The 18,681-nt window shown below is 50.8% G+C and carries 20 protein-coding genes and 1 pseudogene; 13 read left to right on the forward strand and 8 right to left on the reverse strand.

Translation table 11 applies throughout. The annotated features are described in order from the left end of the window. Both QTL79_RS12190 and QTL79_RS12195 read left to right on the forward strand, forming a co-directional pair. A partial coding sequence (locus tag QTL79_RS12190) for a YDG domain-containing protein (RefSeq protein ID WP_346355244.1) occupies positions 1-1,452 on the forward strand: 1,452 nt, incomplete at its 5' end. 28 nt (positions 1,453-1,480) lie between these two features. Next, the gene (locus tag QTL79_RS12195; RefSeq protein WP_346355245.1) at positions 1,481-1,723 is read left to right on the forward strand and encodes a hypothetical protein; all 243 of its coding nucleotides are present in this window, start codon (positions 1,481-1,483) and stop codon (positions 1,721-1,723) included. A 49-nt stretch (positions 1,724-1,772) separates the two neighbouring features. On the opposite strand, the gene QTL79_RS12200 is transcribed toward QTL79_RS12195, so the two are convergent. Beyond that, positions 1,773-2,237, reverse strand: coding sequence for a hypothetical protein (locus tag QTL79_RS12200; protein ID WP_346355246.1), 465 nt, complete (start codon positions 2,235-2,237; stop codon positions 1,773-1,775). A gap of 166 nt (positions 2,238-2,403) precedes the next feature. On the opposite strand from QTL79_RS12200, the pseudogene QTL79_RS12205 reads away from it, so the two are divergent. Next, positions 2,404-2,972 (forward strand): annotated as a pseudogene (locus tag QTL79_RS12205) (YitT family protein). Positions 2,973-2,997: 25 nt separating this feature from the next. After that, positions 2,998-3,939 (forward strand): ketopantoate reductase family protein, encoded by a 942-nt coding sequence (locus tag QTL79_RS12210; RefSeq protein ID WP_346355247.1) that lies wholly within the window; start codon positions 2,998-3,000, stop codon positions 3,937-3,939. A gap of 74 nt (positions 3,940-4,013) precedes the next feature. Here QTL79_RS12210 and QTL79_RS12215 read toward each other — a convergent pair whose 3' ends face one another. Then, positions 4,014-4,331 carry an AzlD domain-containing protein gene (locus QTL79_RS12215; protein WP_346355248.1) on the reverse strand — a complete coding sequence of 106 codons (318 nt, stop codon included), beginning with the start codon at positions 4,329-4,331 and terminating at the stop codon, positions 4,014-4,016. Next, complete coding sequence (locus QTL79_RS12220) at positions 4,321-5,052, reverse strand: AzlC family ABC transporter permease (protein WP_346355249.1); 732 nt, start codon at positions 5,050-5,052, stop codon at positions 4,321-4,323. Before QTL79_RS12220 ends, QTL79_RS12215 begins: the two co-directional genes overlap by 11 nt. A 146-nt stretch (positions 5,053-5,198) precedes the next feature. On the opposite strand from QTL79_RS12220, the gene QTL79_RS12225 reads away from it, so the two are divergent. The 3 genes from QTL79_RS12225 (at position 5,199) to QTL79_RS12235 (ending at position 8,381) form a co-directional block, all read left to right on the forward strand. Next, positions 5,199-6,623 carry an aminotransferase-like domain-containing protein gene (locus QTL79_RS12225; protein ID WP_346355250.1) on the forward strand — a complete coding sequence of 475 codons (1,425 nt, stop codon included), beginning with the start codon at positions 5,199-5,201 and terminating at the stop codon, positions 6,621-6,623. A gap of 29 nt (positions 6,624-6,652) precedes the next feature. Beyond that, complete coding sequence (locus QTL79_RS12230) at positions 6,653-7,540, forward strand: DMT family transporter (protein WP_346355251.1); 888 nt, start codon at positions 6,653-6,655, stop codon at positions 7,538-7,540. Between the two features lie 409 nt (positions 7,541-7,949). Then, the gene (locus QTL79_RS12235; protein WP_346355252.1) at positions 7,950-8,381 is read left to right on the forward strand and encodes a GNAT family N-acetyltransferase; all 432 of its coding nucleotides are present in this window, start codon (positions 7,950-7,952) and stop codon (positions 8,379-8,381) included. 52 nt (positions 8,382-8,433) lie between these two features. Here QTL79_RS12235 and QTL79_RS12240 read toward each other — a convergent pair whose 3' ends face one another. The 4 genes from QTL79_RS12240 to QTL79_RS12255 form a co-directional block, all read right to left on the reverse strand. Further along, entirely contained in the window at positions 8,434-8,856 is a 423-nt protein-coding gene (locus QTL79_RS12240; RefSeq protein WP_346355253.1) for a pyridoxamine 5'-phosphate oxidase family protein, read from the reverse strand. A gap of 82 nt (positions 8,857-8,938) precedes the next feature. Further along, entirely contained in the window at positions 8,939-9,295 is a 357-nt protein-coding gene (locus tag QTL79_RS12245) for a winged helix-turn-helix transcriptional regulator (RefSeq protein ID WP_346355254.1), read from the reverse strand. Between the two features lie 146 nt (positions 9,296-9,441). After that, positions 9,442-9,840 (reverse strand): cupin domain-containing protein, encoded by a 399-nt coding sequence (locus QTL79_RS12250; protein WP_346355255.1) that lies wholly within the window; start codon positions 9,838-9,840, stop codon positions 9,442-9,444. Positions 9,841-9,907: 67 nt separating this feature from the next. Beyond that, positions 9,908-10,351 carry a MarR family winged helix-turn-helix transcriptional regulator gene (locus tag QTL79_RS12255; RefSeq protein WP_346355256.1) on the reverse strand — a complete coding sequence of 148 codons (444 nt, stop codon included), beginning with the start codon at positions 10,349-10,351 and terminating at the stop codon, positions 9,908-9,910. Between the two features lie 245 nt (positions 10,352-10,596). On the opposite strand from QTL79_RS12255, the gene QTL79_RS12260 reads away from it, so the two are divergent. Next, the gene (locus QTL79_RS12260; protein ID WP_346355257.1) at positions 10,597-10,800 is read left to right on the forward strand and encodes a hypothetical protein; all 204 of its coding nucleotides are present in this window, start codon (positions 10,597-10,599) and stop codon (positions 10,798-10,800) included. Positions 10,801-10,919: 119 nt separating this feature from the next. Here the strand turns inward: QTL79_RS12260 and QTL79_RS12265 are convergent, their stop codons facing one another. After that, positions 10,920-11,135 carry a hypothetical protein gene (locus tag QTL79_RS12265; protein WP_346355258.1) on the reverse strand — a complete coding sequence of 72 codons (216 nt, stop codon included), beginning with the start codon at positions 11,133-11,135 and terminating at the stop codon, positions 10,920-10,922. A 186-nt stretch (positions 11,136-11,321) separates the two neighbouring features. On the opposite strand from QTL79_RS12265, the gene QTL79_RS12270 reads away from it, so the two are divergent. The 5 genes from QTL79_RS12270 (at position 11,322) to dcuC (ending at position 18,679) form a co-directional block, all read left to right on the forward strand. Beyond that, positions 11,322-14,975: a dynamin family protein gene (locus tag QTL79_RS12270; protein ID WP_346355259.1), complete on the forward strand. Its 3,654-nt coding sequence runs from the start codon at positions 11,322-11,324 to the stop codon at positions 14,973-14,975. A gap of 72 nt (positions 14,976-15,047) precedes the next feature. Continuing rightward, a complete protein-coding gene (locus QTL79_RS12275) occupies positions 15,048-15,863 on the forward strand; it encodes an amidohydrolase family protein (RefSeq protein ID WP_346355260.1) in 816 nt (271 codons plus the stop codon). Next, entirely contained in the window at positions 15,829-16,473 is a 645-nt protein-coding gene (locus QTL79_RS12280; protein ID WP_346355315.1) for a dienelactone hydrolase family protein, read from the forward strand. Before QTL79_RS12275 ends, QTL79_RS12280 begins: the two co-directional genes overlap by 35 nt. 116 nt (positions 16,474-16,589) lie before the next feature. Next, on the forward strand, positions 16,590-16,985 hold the full coding sequence (locus tag QTL79_RS12285; RefSeq protein WP_346355261.1) for a bacteriohemerythrin: 396 nt from the start codon (positions 16,590-16,592) through the stop codon (positions 16,983-16,985). A 431-nt stretch (positions 16,986-17,416) separates the two neighbouring features. After that, positions 17,417-18,679 carry a C4-dicarboxylate transporter DcuC gene (dcuC, locus tag QTL79_RS12290; RefSeq protein ID WP_346355262.1) on the forward strand — a complete coding sequence of 421 codons (1,263 nt, stop codon included), beginning with the start codon at positions 17,417-17,419 and terminating at the stop codon, positions 18,677-18,679. Positions 18,680-18,681 lie beyond the last annotated feature (2 nt).

Genomic DNA, 18,681 nt, shown 5'->3' on the forward strand with positions numbered 1-18,681 from the left:
GCCAACATTAGCAAAGCGTCGCTAACGGCGACGGCAACAGGGATTGACCGGGGTTATAATGGAACGACCAATGCCAACGTGAGTTACGGCGGCTGGGTGGCCGGCGACAACCTGACGCTTAGCGGCACGGCCGCCTTTGCCGATAAAAATGCGGGCGCGAATAAGACCGTGAATGTAAGCGGCATGTCGATCACCGGCGGTAGTGACGCGGGCAACTATACGCTGGCAAACAGTACAACCACGACGACTGCCAACATTGCCAAAGCGTCATTGACAGCAACGGCAACGGGAGTTGACCGAGTTTACAACGGAACAACCAATGCCAACGTAACCTACGATGGCTGGTTGGCCGGCGACAACCTGACGCTTGGAGGAACGGCCGCGTTTGTTGATAAAAATGCGGGTGCGAATAAGACCGTGAACGTAAGCGGCATGTCGATTACCGGCGGCAGTGACGCGGGCAATTATACGCTGGCCAACAGCACGGCTACGACGATCGCCAACATTAGCAAAGCGTCGCTAACGGCGACGGCAACAGGGATTGACCGGGGTTATAATGGAACGACCAATGCCAACGTGAGTTACGGCGGCTGGGTGGCCGGCGACAACCTGACGCTTAGCGGCACGGCCGCCTTTGCCGATAAAAATGCGGGCGCGAATAAGACCGTGAATGTAAGCGGCATGTCGATCACCGGCGGTAGTGACGCGGGCAACTATACGCTGGCAAACAGTACAACCACGACGACTGCCAACATTGCCAAAGCGTCATTGACAGCAACGGCAACGGGAGTTGACCGAGTTTACAACGGAACAACCAATGCCAACGTAACCTACGATGGCTGGTTGGCCGGCGACAACCTGACGCTTGGAGGAACGGCCGCGTTTGTTGATAAAAATGCGGGTGCGAATAAGACCGTGAACGTAAGCGGCATGTCGATTACCGGCGGCAGTGACGCGGGCAATTATACGTTGGCCAACAGCACGGCTACGACGACCGCCAATATTACGCCTGCTGTACTGACCGTCAAAGCGAACGATATTGCCAAGATTGAAGGCGCTGCAAATCCGGCGTTTAGCGCCACATACGGCGGTTTGGCGACGGGCGATACAGTGGCCGATTTTTCGGGAACTTTAACTTATAATACAACAGCGACGGCTTCGTCGCCGCAGGGCAACTATACAATCGGTCTGAATGGAAATCTTGCTTCAAACAACTACACGATTTCATATGCAAACGGCATTTTGACGGTATCGCAGCAGAAGGTGCAAGAGCCATATAATGTAGCGCGGCTCAGCGCTGAGCGCACGGATGCCGGAGTCGCAACCGGAACAAGCGGCAATTTTGGCTTACGCCATGGTTATTTGAATTCGGCTATCAGCCAACTGGACAAAACAGTTATAGGGTATTTGCCGTTGACGATTATCGGCAAAGGCGTCAATACAAACCACTAAAGATCATTGACCATAAAAGGAGAGTACTATGCAACAAGAAGTTTTTGCGGATGGCGTTAGCGCCGTTCATGTCACGGGGAATTTGGTGCGAATTGACCTGATGACGCTGCAGCCGCATCTTAAAAGTGAGGATGGGCAAACGGTGGTTGATGTGAGTAAGCGGATTATCATGCCGCTCGAAGGCTTTATTCAATCGTTGGCGATACAGGAAAATATCATCCAGCAATTGATTGAAACCGGAGTACTGAATAAAAAAGAAGAAGCAAAATAGCAAAGAAAAAACCGAGGTGATCCTTACAATAGGATTCCTCGGTTTTTCTTTATAAACGTGACGCGATAAGGTTGGCTGCTTTTTCAAACATATAATTTTTTAGAAAAGGCTGGTTGTCGGCGTTGAGTCCGCTGCCGATCACGATCAGGACGTCATTTTTGCGAAATGCGAGCAGCGTAGGAGGATTGTCCGGCGTAGCGTCCTTAGGTCCCCAAAACGCATAGTCCATTGCGCGGTAGTCCTGGCAGCGCAAATCGCTGTAATAACGTTCGTAGTCGCTGCCGTTTAAAATTTGAACCATCATCACGGGCAGGCCATTGGCGGTTAAGTAGGTAAGATCGGCGGCTTCGCCGCTTTTTTTCGCGTCGATGGACTTCAGCGTCAGATCAGACAGGCCGGTGATGAGTTGCACCTCGTTGACCGTGAGGTAGTTGCTGTAGTCGGCGGCTTGGCAACTAACGGGAAGCAGAAACAAGAGCAAACCGGCGATCAGACTGAAGAGTTTTGTTTTCATAATTGCAGTCTCCTTTTCGAATTTTCGGTTACAGTTAAATTGTAGCAGATGGAAGGCGAATAAAGATTAAACAAATTATAAATTTTTCGCTGATGAAAATTATCGTTGACTATCCAGTAAGTGGAGACTATATCATAGTGGTAATATCGAAAAGGAGGAAAACCATTTGCGCAAGATAATAAACATAATTTTTGCTTGTCTGATTGTCTGTGCCAGCGTCATCATCTTAAGTCATGCGCATCTTGTTACCGGAGGAACGACCGGGATTGCGCTGGGGGTGGCGTATGTATCCGGCATGCCGTTCTCGATTGCATTATTGCTCGTAAGCGTGCCGTTTTATCTTTGCGTATGGGCTGGGAATTTACGCTTGCTACCTTTTTTGCGGCGGCGTTGCTTTCGGCCATGTCTGCTTGCAATTCTTGGCTGCCGGATTTTATCCTTCCTGATTATATTGGCGCTGTATTGGGCGGAGGTTTGTTGGGGCTTGGACTGTCGGTTCTCTTTTTAAACCGTTCTTCGCTCGGCGGCGTCAACGTGCTGGTCTTGTACTTGCAGAAAAAATGGGGCTGGAATCCTGGAAAAGTCACCTTTATTACCGACTCGGTCATCGTGTTGTTCGGCGTTTGGTCCATTGGACCTGTGAAGGGAATGTATTCGATTTTATCGGTGGTCATTCTCTCATCGGTCATCCATTATTTCAAAAACCGGATCGCACTGGCCAATCAAGTGCAATAAATTGAAAGAGAGAAGAGGAGCGAGAATGATGAAATTTGCGATTGTCGGAGCCGGAGTGATGGGCAGTCTGATGGGGGCCGCCTTGCTAAAAGGCGGCGCACAAGTGTGGCTGATCGATCCCAACCAGGAAATTACCAATGCTGTACGGACGAACGGCTTGAAAGTGACCATTAACGGCGTGGAAGAAAAGGTCGCTGTAAATGCCGTGTGCTCGCCGGACGAGATAAAGGATAAAATGGATGTAATTCTTTTTTTGGTCAAAGGCTATCATAGCGAAGCGGCGGCGCATAGTGCACAATGCTTGGCGGATGAGAACAGTTATGTGATGACGTTGCAAAACGGCATTGGCAATGTGGAAGTCTTGGAAAAATATTATAAGCGGGATAAGATTCTACATGGCATTTTGGAATTCGCCGGAAAAATGTTGGCGCCGGGTCATGTGCAAGGTTTGATTGGACCGAATTCAAAAATTTGTTTTGGTCCTACGCAAAAAATAATAAAGGATGATATGAAAAAGATAGCGGCTTATTTTGAAAAAAGCAAAATCAAAGTGATTTTGCGCGAGGACATTGAAAATGAAATTTGGCTGAAGTTAAGAAATAATGCAACGAATGTCATTTTTGGTTTGCTGCGCTTAACGATGGGGCAGGCGCTTGGCGCAGAAGGAACAGAAGAATTGATGAAAATGGTAAGAGACGAAGTCATTGCAGTCGCTAAGGCGAAAGGCATTGCATTTACGGAAGACGAACTTTGCGTCAACGGCGGCAAAACGCCGATCAATCCTGAACTCTATGCGCATCTTCCTTTTACGGCGCAGGATATGAAAAATAAAAAGATGACCGAAGTCGAATACATTAACGGGGCCGTCTGTCGCGAAGGAAAAAAAGTGGGCGTGTCGACGCCGTATAATGAAATGTTGTACCGGATGATCCGGATCATGGAAAACACCTATGCAATGCAATTTTGATTTCACAGGCTGCAATAAAAATGAGCAGTACGCGATTTGCGTGCTGCTCATTGCTTTGCTAGTTTTGTATTTTATCAGACAAAGTGCAGCGCCAGCATCGTTCCCATGCCGAGCAGCAGTGTGGCGACGATGTTGCGGCTCTTGTAGGCGACAATGGCGGCAACGATTCCGGCCAAGAGATAATGATTGCCAAGCGATACGTCAATCTGTCCTTTGGGCAGGAGCAGCGCCGGAACAATCAATGCGGTCAGAACCGCACTTGGAATGTGCTTGAGCCAGCGTTCCAGCCAGGCGGGCATGCCTGTTTTTTGAAAGAGCGCCACACAACTGAAGCGCGTGGCAAAGGTGACCAGCGCCATGCCGAGGATGATTAAGAGAATTTCAGTGCGCATTTGCTTTCGCTCCTTCCAACAGCCCGCCGACGAGAACCGCGCCGAAACAAGCTGCGATGATATACCATTTTCCCGGCAGATAGGCGGCTCCGAAAACAGCGATAAGAGCGGAAACGATGACGACGATCAGACTGATCCGGTCTGTGATGCGTGGGAAGAGCAGGACTAAAAAGGTGGCCGGCATCGCGAAATCGAGACCGAAGGCCAGCGGATCGGGAATGTAGCTGCCGAGTAAAACTCCGGCAAGGGTGGATAGTGCCCAAGTGAAATAAAGACTGAGACTGACGCCAAAATGGTACGCGGCGCTGTAGCCGTGTTGATAAATGCGGCTGACCGTCAACGCGTAGGCTTCATCCGTCAATAAAAAAGACAAGAGCACTTGGCGGATTGGCGACTGCTTCACGATATATTGCGCCAGTGAAGCGCCCATCAGGAGATGACGCAGGTTGACGAGCAGCGTCGTAAGGACGAGGGCGCTCCAACTCATGATTCCGGCGCCCAGCATCGTAATCGCGATGAACTGGCTCGAGCCGGCGAAGACCAGCAATGACATCAAAACGGTTTCCAAGCCTGTCAGACCGGCGGTCAGACCCATGATGCCGCAGGTAACACCGAACGGAACCACGCCGAGAAGGATCGGACCGCTTGCCAGGATGCCCTGGCCAAATTCACCGGCACTCCAGACCGGTTCCACTTTGCAAATTGCTTTTTCGATATTCACGGATAACCTCTCCTTGCAAACTGTGATTTACAACACGATGGAAAATTCTTGACTTACATGGTTGTTGTGTATAGGATTATAGCATTGACGAGCGAATGCATGCAATGAGATAATTGTATGCAAAACAATGTTTGGGGTGATGTGGGATGCCGGTTAACTCCTTTACCGATTATCCGATGAGTTGGACGCCTGATTTCAGGCAGGCAAAAGGACCGCTTTACAAGGCAATCGCCGAACGTTTGGAAAGCGATATTAAAAATGGTCTGCTGACGCCCGGCACTCGCCTGCCGCCGCAGCGCGAATTGGCTGATTTTCTTGAAATCAATGTAAGTACGGTTTCGCGCGCGTTCAAGCTATGCGAACAAAAAGGCTTGATTTGCGCGACGATCGGCAACGGAACCTTCGTTGCGTCGGATGCGGCGGCGAATTCATATCTGCTGCATGACGAAGGCGATGGAGTAATTGAACTGGGCTCGGTATTTTGTGAAACGGCAATGCATGAGGAAGTTGTGGCGCAGATGAAAAAGATGGTCGCAGAACCGGACTTTGGCAAACTGTTTCGCTATGGCCGTTCGGGCGGCACGTCGTGGCAGAAGGAAAGCGCGGCAAAACTGATGCAAAAAGCCGGTTATGCCGCGCAGGCAGAAAATTTGCTTCTGGCAAACGGCGCGCAAAATGCGATCGCCGCGATTCTGGCTGGTCTGTTTCAAGCCGGCGATCGGATTGGGACGAATGAATTTACCTATCCGGGGGTGAAGACGGCGGCGAATATGCTGGGCATCCGATTGATTCCGATCCTGCAAACGGAACAGGAAGTGACGGAAGAGGGATTGCGTTTTGCCTGCAAGAATGAGAAACTAAGCGGACTGTATCTGATACCCGATTATCACAATCCGACGACGCAGACCCTGTCGGATAACAGCCGGAAAGCTGTGGCCGCAGTTGCGCGACAAGAAAAGTTGATCGTGATTGAAGACGCAATCCACAGTTTGCTGAAAAAAGAGCCGACCGCGGCTATTGCTTCCTATGCCCCAGATCAGGTCGTCTATGTGTCGAGTCTTTCCAAAGCCGTTGCGCCGGGACTGCGCATTGCGTTCATTGCCGCGCCGCCGCAATTTCGCCAGCCGTTGACCGCGGCCTTGTACAATCTGAACATCTCGGTGCCGCCGCTGATGGCCGAGCTTGCTACCAGAATCATGGTTTCCGGTACGCTGGACGCGATTGTTGAAAAACACCGTTCGCGCAACCGAATGCGCAATGCGATCGTCGATCGTTATCTGCAAGGCTATCCGGTGCTGGGGGAAGCGGAGGGGATTTTTCGCTGGCTGCTCTTGCCGTCGCACGTCAGCGGCGAAAATTTTGAAGCTGAGGCGTATCAGGCCGGCGTTCGCGTTTATGGTGCGGAACGCTTTGCGGTCGGCAATGCCAAAGCAACCAATGCGGTGCGCCTGGCGATTATTGCACCGGAAAACATTCGCCAGTTGGAAGAAGCAATGAAAATTCTAAGCGGGATATTGCAAAAGCACACCGCTTCTTTACATGGAATAAAAGACGGCGAGGCGCAAGAGTAGAGCGTTTCGCGATGGAAGGTGGAACCGCCATGTCTCTTTCGCGTATTTATGCGATGATGATTCTTTGCGCGCTGTTTTGGTCCGGCGCGTTTATCGCAGGCAAACTGGCGATTCGTGAGTTCGCTCCGAATAGCCTGACCTTTTTTCGTTTCCTGATCGCGTTGCCGTTCATTTTCGTGATCGCTGCAAAATGGAACCGTGGTTCGCTGCTGCCGACGGCACGCCAGTGGCCGCCGCTGATCGCACTGGGGCTGATCGGTACGTTCGCTTATCATGTGCTGTTCTTTTCCAGTCTGCAGTTTACCAGCGCCGTCAACTCGTCTCTGATCGGCTCGACGCTGCCGATGGTTACGGCTCTGCTTGCGATGCTCTTTCTTGGCGAAAAGATAACCTGGCTGCGTGCATTCGGCATTGTCCTGGCCTTTAGCGGCATCCTGCTGGTTGTGATCAACGGCGACATCGAAGTCTTGCGTGCGTTTCATTTGAATCCGGGTGACGCATTGATGTTGGCCGCTGTCTGCTCATGGGCCGTCTACTCGATCCTCTGCCGACGTTTTATGACGGATTATGCGTTGTCGCCGCTCATGATCACTGCGTACACGTTTCTCGTTTGTACGGCCGCTGCGCTGCCGTTTACGATCTGGGAAACGTCGCTGGCCGAGTTGGCGCGTGTTTCCGGCTCCGGTTGGCTGGCTGTCGCCTATATGGCGATCTTTGCCTCGGTGCTTGGCTATCTCTTTCAACTGATCGCAGTCGAGCGCATCGGTCCGTCACGAACCGCGATCTTCGTCAACCTAGTACCGGTGTTCACAATGATCCAGTCTCCGCTCCTCCTTCATGAACCGGTCAGCCTGCTTAAAGTAACCAGCGGCGCGATCATTATTGCGGGCGTCTATCTGACGACGCGGACAAAATGAGTAACGCGGTTTATTAAAATAGGGCTGTGAACTAAAAAAACAAGAGTCCAAGCAAAAATGCTTGGGCTCTTGTTTTAGAGTGTAGACAAGTAAAAAAAACAGAATACGATAACAGGAACGACTAGAAGGATTGAAGGAAACGATAACACGAAGAAGCGAAGCAGGCTGATACTATCGGCCCGGAGAGAAGAAAGGAAGAATTTAAAATCTCTTCCGACCTTCCCTTCTTCGACTCTTCGTGTGAAAACGTCCCATTTGATTTCGTTTTATCGACAGTCTCAAGCAAGAGAAAAAAAGCGGAAGCGATAGTTTCAGCGAAGCGTGATGCAACTATCAGCTGCCGTCTATCGTCAGGCGTAGCCGAATCGGATACTGTTAGAGAAAAGTGCTGAGAAGAGGGGAACGACTGATGGAGATACGAAAGATAGAAGAAAGAGATCTGCCGCAACTGGCGGCGCTGTATGAAGAATTAGGCGCCCGGAGAAACGATCCGGCGAAGATGAAAGAAGAATTTTTTCGCCTGCAATCACATGAAGAGTGCGTACTGCTCGGAGGCGTGGTTGATGGACAATTGTTGGGATCGATATACGGCATATTCTGCCGGGATTTATTCGGAGATTGCAGGCCTTTCTTAGTGCTCGAAAATATGATCGTCACCGCGTCTGCCAGAAGGCAGGGCGTCGCGCGGCATCTGTTGACGGCGATGGAAGAGGAGGCGCGTCGCCGCGGCTGTTACTACATGATGCTCCTGTCGCGCGCCGATCGTTTGGGTGCGCATGCCTTGTATAAAGCCTGCGGTTACGAAGACGGCGTCAAAGGTTTTAAAAAATATTTGGCTTGAAACGTAAGATGATCCGGTTTAAAAATTGCAGCGGATAAAAAGCGTTTATAGTTTAAGACACGGTAAAATCTTCGGACTTGAAATGACTGTAAAAGCGGCCTTTTTGCGCAGTGAAGCGCAGGACGCAATAATCGGGATCCGTTACGCCCTGTGGATAATAGAGCGTGTCGCCGTCTTGCCAGATGGCGGCTTTGCTGTCTGCATCTTCAAGAACCTCCATTGAACCGATCAGCATCACGCCTCTGAAAAAGCGTTTGTCGCAAAAATAAATGCTGGCTTTCGGATTGACTCGATATTGTGCGACGCGTAAGGAGGACGTATTGGTCGTGAAATAAAACGTTCGAATTCCTTCCCGATTGCGCGGCGGCAACATGGCCTTGGTATTGGGAAAACCGTCGCAGTCGACGGAGGAAATAAAGGAAACGGTTTGCTTGTCGATCAAAAGGCCGATTGTTTGTTCTGGATTTTTTAACATGCGTTCATCCTCCCGGCAAGTTTTGCATTAGCTTTACTGTATCATGGAAATGGCCGGGTGAGGATTACTTACTTTTTCGTGACTATAACAGGCCAAGCTCACGCAAAAAATCTTCCCGGCCGTCTTCCAGCATCAGCTCAACGCCGATTTCCTGCATGATTACAATCGCTTGCAGCATTTTGCGCCCGCGCTCGCTAAGCGAATAGGAAACTTTTAACGGATAGCCCTCATTTTGCTCGCGATGGATCATGTCAAATGATTGCAGTTCTTGCAATTGTTCGATCAACATCTTTTGGCTGATGCCCGTGATGGATGCTTTGAGCTTGGACAGCGAATATGCTTCCTTGCGCAGCTGCCATAAGATGATCGGCTTCCATTTTCCTTTGGTGATGTCATGCGTCAGTTCAAGTGGGCAGGTGTATTCGCTTCTGGTTTTCATAGCGCGCCTCCTTTGCTCATTGCCAAGACCGTTCGCGACAGCAAGGCGAAACCCTGCCAAGCTTACGGCAGTGAAAACGTTATGGGTAAGAAAATTTTTAACACGAAGACTGTAAGAAAGCCTTCGTGTTAACAGACTTCGTATTCTTATTTAGCCCAACTCGGCTGCTCGGCGTCGCAAATAATGCCGTCTTGGCGGGTAGCCTGATGCAGGCTGCCGGCTTCGGTTTGGATACAGATGAACTCCATGCCGTTATCGCCTGCTTTCCAGGCGCGACTGGCGGCCGGGGCGACGCGGATCAGGCTGCCCGAGCGGATTGCAATTTCTTCACCGTCCAGATAGAACAGGCCGCTGCCGGCGGTGATGATGTAGAGTTCTTCATTTTTCTTGTGGGCATGGACGAATGGTGCGGCTTCGCCTGCCGCAAGACGGTTGAAAGAAACCTCGCAGCCGCTTAATTGGAGCGATTCGCCGACGAACAGTTTGGCGGCCGAATCCCTTTCATCCAGGTTCAAGAGTGAGTAGTTGTTGGCATTGTTTTTCATATGATGACCTCCTCGAAAATTTAAATGTGTACATACACCTTTCGCGCTAAAAAGAGAGGCCGCTTTTTTACGGAACCAACTCCTCCAGTTTCAGCAGCAACTGACCAAGTTTACCGAGATCAGCGTCGCCGAGATAATCCTGCAACGCAAGCTGCGCTTGTTCCCAAAGACAGCTGCCTTCCTCCATTGCCTGTTGGCCTGCTGCGCTCAACGTAATCAGACGGATGCGCGAATCCTGGCCGGGGGTGATGACAATGAAACCGGCTTCATTGAGCGGTTTCAAATTGCGGTTCAGCGTGGTGCGGTCAATGCGGATCTGCTTTGCCACTTCGCTGATGGTGGGCGGGTTGCAGCCTGCAATATGACGCAGCAAACCGAGCTGCGTAACTGTCAAGCCGCAGGGTTTCAACCTGTCGTCGTAAAATTGGGTCACGGCCCGCGAAGCACGGCGCAGGTTCATGCAATTGCAGGGACTGGAGGTTTTCGGATAGAGCGAAAGAAGCGACTGCATGATAAGAAATCCTCCTGTTAAAACAAATGGTGTATATGCACGTTATTATAAACGCGTTGCGCGAAGGCGTCAAGAGGAGACTGCATTATAAAGAAAATTTGCTTGAAAAAGAATACGAAAAGGATTAGAATGACCTTACAGTAAAATCCATTTAATGGAAAATGATTTACGCGTTGCAAGTTTTGCGAGCGGGGTACAAGAAGACTTTGCCTAAAGCGCCTCCATGGAAGGAAGGAGGGATGAAAATGGTCGGTTGGCGAAATGAAACGGGAAATGCTTTGGAGATTACGATTGTCAATCAAAAGAACCAGATTATTTCCCAGGAAACCATCAAACATCAGGAGCGGTTTTTCTCTGACGAAGACCAGATCGTTCAAATGAGCGGAAAGGTTGTCTACGACTCGTACTTTTTTAGTCAGGACGAGTTTAGAACGATTATCAACATCTAACGACTCGGCAAACGGAACCGCCTCGTTTCGTATCGGGCTATCGGCGTTACGCCGGCAGCCTGTTTTTTATGCTGAGAAAGGATAGGGCGTAAACGGGACGCGCCGGCGCGAGCAACTGCTTAGCTTCTTTTTAACGCGGCCAATGTTCGATAGACAATGGTGAGGTAGGAGACGATGAAAAAAATCCAAAGCCAAGTCGCATAGCGGAGAAAAAAGTCTGCGAAATATGCGCCGAGCAGAATGCCGAATGAGGCAAGCGCGATCTTAAGACAAGCGTAATCAAAAAGAGTATACGTTCGGGCGGCGTGCAACAAGCGTTCTAACAGGCCAAACATGAGAAAGACCTCCTTTATGACGCTTTTTTCAAGTATACCATATTTTTACAGGCGGTTGAATGTGAGCCGCGTTGCCGTGCTGATAATAAAAGCGACGCAGTCGCCGATAATATATCATTGTCGATTGATGGCTGCGTCGTGTAAAATAGAGCGTATTATAAAGTTTGTTATAAGGGGTACGTTTTTATGCTGCAAACTGCGAATCGCCAAGCGGCCATCCGGGCGCTAAAGGGCAAGCTGCTCGCTGCCTATGAATATTTGATAGCATGCAAGGATCAGGAAAACGGCAACAAGGTAAAAGAGCTGGCAGGCAAGTTGCTGAAAGAAGAGTTTGCCATTGCTTTTTGCGGCCATTTTTCCGCAGGGAAATCGACAATCATCAATCGCCTGATCGGCGAGGAGCTGCTGCCGTCCAGTCCGATTCCGACCAGCGCCAACCTGGTAAAAGTCAAAAGCGGTGAAGAATATGCCAAAGTTGTTTTCAAAAACGAAAAGCCGCGCATGTATCTTGCGCCGTATGATTATGAAATGGTGAAAAGATATTGCAAGGACGGCGATCAGATCCGCGAAATCGAAATCAGTCATGCCGAGTCCCGGCTGCCGGAACGAACCGTGATTCTTGATACGCCGGGCATCGATTCTGCCGACGACGCGCACCGCATCGCCACCGAATCGGCGATTCATCTGGCGGATTTGATCTTTTACGTGATGGATTACAACCATGTGCAGTCGGAATTGAACTTTATGTTTACGAAAGAACTGAGCGAAGCCGGCAAAGAGGTCTATCTCGTCATTAACCAGGTGGACAAGCATTCAAAGCAGGAACTGTCGTTTGAGGCATTCAGGGCCAGCGTAACGGAAGCGTTCACATCCTGGGGCGTAACGCCTGCCCATGTCTTTTACACATCGTTGAAGCAAGACGAACATGAGTACAATCAATTTCCTGCGCTGCAGGAATTTTTGGCGGAACGTCTGCAGGAAAAAGATGCGCTGCTGCTGCAGTCGATTTTAAAATCCTTGCAAAAAATCCTGAAAGACCATTTCGCGAAGCAAAAGGAAGCGATGAATCTTGCGCTGGAGCCCTCTCGCGAAATCTTAAATGAACTGTCGGTAAAAGAGCAGACGGAACTGGCGGAAAACTACAATAGTTTGCTGGAAGAAAAGAAAGAGCTGGGCGTTGGCGTCGAAGCGGCGGAGCGGGAATTTGACGCCGAGATGGCCAAGATTCTCGGCAGTGCGTATCTGATGCGCTTTGAAACCAGAGCGCTGGCGGAAGCGTATCTCGAATCCTGCCAGGTCGATTTCAAAGTGGGCTGGCTTTTTACGAAGCAAAAGACGCTGGAGGAGCGCGAACGGCGTTTGAACCTTTTTTATCAGGAACTGTTCGAAAAGACCAAGTCGCAACTGGAGTGGCATCTGCGTGATTTTCTGCTGCGTTTTGCGAAGGAAAGACGGCTCGAAAGCCAGGCGCTGCTCGAACGGCTGCAGGGGCTGACCGTCCATTTTTCCAGCGGTCTGTTGAGTGCAGCCGTGAAAGACGGCGCACGCGTATCCGGTACGACGGTCATCAATTATACCGACAGCGTCGCGACCGAGATCAAACTGCTGGCGAAAAGTGCCGCGCTGGCGTACAAAGAGGAACTTCTGCAGACGCTAAAGGCGAAAAACGCAGCGGTTGAAGAACGTCTCGCACAAAAATCGGCCGGCATGGAACGCTATCTTGGCGCATTGGAAGAAGTAAGGAAATGCGAAAGCGCGCTGGCCGCCAAAGAAGAGAAAATACAAACGCGTCTTGAGGCGGCAGGCGTAGAGGAAGAAGACTGCTGCCAGCTCTTTGAAGCGGTTGAGGAAGCGTGTGAAGTCGTTTCCGGCGAGACGGTCGTGCTGCGTGAGCCGCGCAAGAAAGCGAGCGCTGCAGAGGTTGCGCCGCTTCGCGTCAAAAGCGCGCCGCTGGCGGCGGACGCGTCGGGCAAGATGAAGGATACCGCAAAAAGGCTGCAGCAGACGGCTCGACTGGTAAAGGATCTGCCCGGTTTTCACAAGCTGGCGGAAGAATTGGTCGAAAAGGCCTCCCGCCTCGAGAACAAAGGCTTCAGCGTGGCTCTGTTCGGCGCGTTCAGCGCCGGAAAATCCTCGTTTGCCAATGCACTGATTGGCGAGCGGGTACTGCCGGTTTCGCCCAATCCGACTACCGCGGCGATCAATAAGATCAAGCCGGTCGATGCGGAGAATCCGCACGGCACGGTGCGCATCAAGCTGAAAGAAGAACAGGCGATGCTCGAAGACGTCAATCATGCGCTAAAGTTGTTTGAGAGCGAGGCTGATAGCTTATCGGATGCGCTGGGCAAAGTCGAAACGATTAGCGGACAGAGCGAGCAGCAAGGGGCGGCGGAAAAAACGAACCTTCGTTTTCTGCAGGCCTTTGTCCGCGGCTACGCCGCTCTCGGCGAGCGACTCGGCGGCGTACTGGAAACCACGCTCGAGCAATTCAGCGACTATGTCGCATTGGAGGAAAAATCCTGTTTTGTCGAATGGGTCGACCTTTATTATGACTGCCCGCTGACGCGCAAAGGCATCACGCTGGTCGACACGCCGGGCGCCGATTCGATCAACGTTCGCCACACCGGCGTCGCGTTCGATTTCATCAAGAATTCGGATGCGATCCTCTTCGTCACGTATTACAACCATGCGTTTTCCAAAGCGGACCGGGAGTTTTTGATTCAGCTGGGACGCGTGAAGGACGCTTTCCAACTGGACAAGATGTTTTTCATCATCAATGCGATCGACCTGGCGGCGCATGACGAGGAACAGGAACTCGTCGTCGCCTATGTCGAAGAGCAGCTGATCAAATACGGCGTCAGAAACCCGCATCTTTATCCGTTGTCGAGTCTGAACGCACTGCAGGAAAAAGAAGAGGCCGGTGTTTCGCCGTCTTCCGGCATGGCTGCCTTCGAAGAGGCGTTCTACCATTTCATCAGCGATGATTTGGCGAACCTGACCGTTGCCGCGTCGGAAAAAGAGTTGAGCCGTGTCGCGCAGTTCGTCGCCAAGCTGATCGAAAGCAGCAAAGAAGATGCGTCGGTCAAAGACGAGAAACGAAAGAACATCGAAGCCGAGAAGGCGGCGATGCATGCGCTTTTGGCGCAGCAGAGCGCCGAGAACTGCAAAAACCGACTCTGCCAGGAGGCGGAGGTCCTGGTCTACTATATAAAACAGCGCGTCTTTCTGCGCTTCAATGATTTTTTCCGCGACGCCTTCAATCCCAGCGTGCTGCGCGATGACGGACGCAATCTGAAAAAAGTTTTGCAGCATGCATTGGACGAACTGCGCGAAGAGCTGGGCTTTGAATTTGCGCAGGAATTGCGTGCGACAACCGTACGTCTGGATCGTTTTGGCGAAAAAATAATCGCTGAGCAGCAAATGAGCATTGCGGAGCGACTAGCGGACGTCAATGCGGACGTATCGTTCTCGCTCTTCGAAAACACAGCGCAGGTGCAAATGGAATTTGTCTCGGCTTTTCAAAATTTGCCGCAAGCGGCTTTTGCAAAAGCACTGAGCTGTTTTAAAAATCCTAAAGCGTTTTTTGAAAAACAGGAAAACAAAATAATGAGTGAAGAAATGCAACGCGTGCTTAGCGCAGCTGCCGACGAATACCTCGCGGTAGAACAAAAGCGCTTGCAGGATACCTACGGCACACTGGTGCAAGGCGCGTTCGGCGCAATGATCACGCAGATGACGGAACAGGCCGATGATTTTTATTTGAGCCTGCTTTCGGCGCTGGACGGCGGCGTGCCCGCCGAAACGCTGCTCGAAATCCAGCAGCGCTTGCGTGAAATGTAAAAACATGCTTAACACGGGCCGCCTTGTGCCTTTGTGTTGAAACCTTATCGCCATGAGGAAGGAGTGATACGAATGAAAATCATCGACGCACATATTCATTTTTCGCAGGCGGAGTATTTTGATCAGATTGCCAAAGCGGCGGGACATGAAAACAGCGACGCGCATCTCAAGGAGCAATATGACGCGCAACGGATCGTCCATGGCGTGGTGATGGGTAATCATAGTCTGGAACTGGATGCGCATCAATATCCCGATTATCTCAGTTACTGCATCGGTCTCGACAGCAGCTGCTTTAATGCTTCTGAATCGCCGCAGCAGGCCGACCTGGTGGAACAGCACCTGAAACGCAAGAATTGCGTCGGCATCAAGCTGTATCCGGGCTACAATCACTTCTATATTTACGAGCCGACCGTGGATCCGTTTTATCAGCTTGCGATGCAATATAAGAAACCGGTCGCGGTACATACCGGCTTGACCGCTACCAGCCACGCGCTTTTGAAATACAGCCACCCGCTAGTGCTCGATGAAGCGGCGGTGCGCTATCCCGAGGTGCAGTTTGTGATGTGCCATATCGGCAATCCCTGGTTGGCCGATGCGGTCGCGGTTTTGGCGAAGAATCCGAATGTGGCGGCCGATCTTTCCGGCATCTTAGAAGGGCGGATCGACGATATGGACGAATTTTTCAGAAGAAAACACGCTTATATCGATATGTTGAAAGGCTGGCTCGAATATCTCGACGCGTATGACCGGATTCTCTACGGAACCGACTGGCCGCTGGCCAATATTGAAAACTATCTTGAATTCGTCGCGCACCTTATCCCCGAAAGCGAGCAGGAGAAAGTATTCTTTGCCAATGCCAACCGGATTTATGGGCTGGGGCTTCGCTAAGGTGAAAGTGATGCGACATGGTCAGGGGTCGAATACATTAGTCATTTTGGTGCATGAAATATACGGACTGAATTCGCATATCCGGCAGGCGGCGGAGGAACTGAAGAATTGCGGCCTGGATGTGCTGGCGCCGAATCTGTTGCAGCGTGCGGAACCGTTTTCCTATGGCGAGGCAGCGGCAGCGTATGAACATTTTAACCGACAGGTCGGCTTTGCGCAGGCGGCTGAGGCGATTCAAGCTTTGGCGGCGCAAGAGAGGCCCAACTATCGGCGTATCGTTTTGCTCGGCTACAGCGTCGGCGCGACGGTTGCCTGGCTTTGCAGCAGTCGAGGCCAATGGGACGGAGTCATCGGCTGCTACGGATCGCGGATTCGCGATTATCAGGCGCTGCAGCCTGCGTGTCCGGTGCGCCTCTTTTTTGCTGCTAACGAACCCTCGTTTTCCGTGACGCCGCTGGCAACGCTGCTAGGTGAGAAGGACGGCGTTCAGGTCGAGGTGCTTGCGGCGCAACATGGCTTTATGGATCCGTTTGGCAAAGCATACGAACCGCTTGCGGCAGCAAAGGTAGAGAAGAAAATTCACGAGTTTATTGGGCATGAAAGCAAATAAAAATATGCCTTTACCTAAATCATACACTTGTGGTATACTTTTAAAAAATAAAGACAGATGTGAAAAATATGCAACTTTATTTATTGAAAAATATGCAAAAATGAGGAAGTGACGCCATGTTGAACTGGAAAGAAGACTATGCACTCGGAATCGCATCGATTGACGAACAACACAAAAAACTCTTTGAAATTGCAGGCGATATTCAAGAATTGCTGAACAATCAATTCATCACCGATAAATACGATCCGATCGTAGCGATCATTGAGGAATTGAAAAGCTATACGGTCGAACATTTTAAAGACGAAGAGCAATTTATGATGGACAACCGTTATCCCAAGTTTCTCTCGCACAAAGCGATGCACCTCGATTTTGTCGAGAAGATGAATGCGATCGATCTGAGCCAAATCGACAACGAACAGAATCTCTATCTCAAAGACATCCTGGGTTTTGTCTTAGACTGGCTGGTACAGCATATCCTTGTCGACGACAAACAGTACACGAACCCTGCATAAGAACGCGAACAAAAAAAGGCCGGACTGCAATAATATTGCAGTCCGATTCAGAGTGTAGACAATTGAAAAATAGGAAACGACAACACGAAGAATCGAAGCGGGCCGATAATATCGGCCCGGCGGGAAGAAAGGAAGAAAAATTAAAAAAATCTTCCGACCTTCCCTTCTTCGACTCTTCGTGTAAAAACGTCCCGCTTGATTTCGTTTTGTCGACAGTCTCGGCCGGATTGCAATGCTATTGCAGTCCGGCTTTTTTGCAGCGCAAAGAGCAGAAAGCGGCTTGTCAATAAAAACGAGATAATGTCGAAAGGACTTCGAGGAAAAGGACAGAATGTAAAAGAATATGTTTTATTTATTCGCGAAAGGGTAAAACGCAGAAGAAAGGCTGCGGGAAAAAGAAAAGGGGAATGGAATAAGGGGAGGCTATTTCTATGATTTTTATTGGTGTCGTCATTGTCATTATTACTTTTTATTTTATTGCTAAAGGGTATGAGAACAAGGTTGTATTATTCTTGGCTGGAGTGCTGATGTCTTCACTGGCGCTAAATCCGATGGCGAGTATCGATGCGTTCGGTAAAGCGCTGGTCAATGGGCTTTTGGTCACAACCATTTGCTCGGTGCTTGGTTTTTCCGAAGTAATGAAGGTGACGGGCTGCGACCAGCATCTTGTCCAGATGTTGTCGCGTACGTTGGCAAAATATCGCGCCATTTTGATTCCGGGCGCAGTCCTGGCAACATTTCTGATCAATATCGCGTTGCCGAGCGCGTCCGGTTGCGTCGCGGCAGTGGGGTCGATCCTGATTCCGACCTTAACGGGTGCGGGAGTCAGCCCTGTGATTGCCGGCAGCGCCGTATTGGCCGGTTCCTGGGGCGGCGTCTATAATCCGGGCGTCGTGCACAATATCGTGATCGCCAAACTAAGCGAGCTTGACGTAATGGTCGTTGTGATGAAAATGGCGCAAATTCCGATTACGGGGGCCATCGTCTCGGCCATCGTACTGACTCTTGTGGCGCGCATCCGCAAAGAGGACCGCGGTTTTTCTGCGGCGGTCGGCAATGCGCCGGAGGCTGCGGCGTTCAAGGTGAACTATCTAAAGGCGAGCATGCCGGTCTTGCCGCTTGTCCTGTTGATCTTGGGCAGCCCGCTGATTGCGGTTCTCCCGCCCGTTTCCGTATTGCAGGCGATGGTGATCAGTACGATCGTTGCATTTTTTGTCACCTGGACCAAGCCGGAAGTGATCTCGAAAGAGTTCTTCAAAGGGCTGGGCAGTTCCTACGGCAATGTGATCGGACTGATCGCGTGCGCCACAGTCTTCGTGGAAGGTATGAACCTGTTGGGTTTGACAACGAGCCTGATTGAAATGATGAAACACTCGCAGTACATCGCCAAACTCGCCGCTGCGGTCGGCCCGTTTTTGATGGCAACCCTGTCGGGTTCCAGCGATTCGATGGTTTTGGCGTTTAATAATACGATTACGCCGCATGCCGAACAACTGGGCATGACAATTCCTCAGATCGGCCTGATGGCCTTTATCAGCGGAAACATTGGGCGCGTCTTGTCGCCTGTCGCGGCCGCAACGATCATTGTTGCCGGGATGGCGAACGTCAGCGCGATCGAGATGACGAAACGCAACTTGCCGGGCATGGCGGCGGCGTTGCTCGTCACGATGGGCATGTTTTTGCTGGGGGTTTAAAT

The sequence above is a fragment of the Azotosporobacter soli genome (assembly GCF_030542965.1).
GTDB classification, from domain to species: domain Bacteria; phylum Bacillota; class Negativicutes; order SG130; family SG130; genus Azotosporobacter; species Azotosporobacter soli.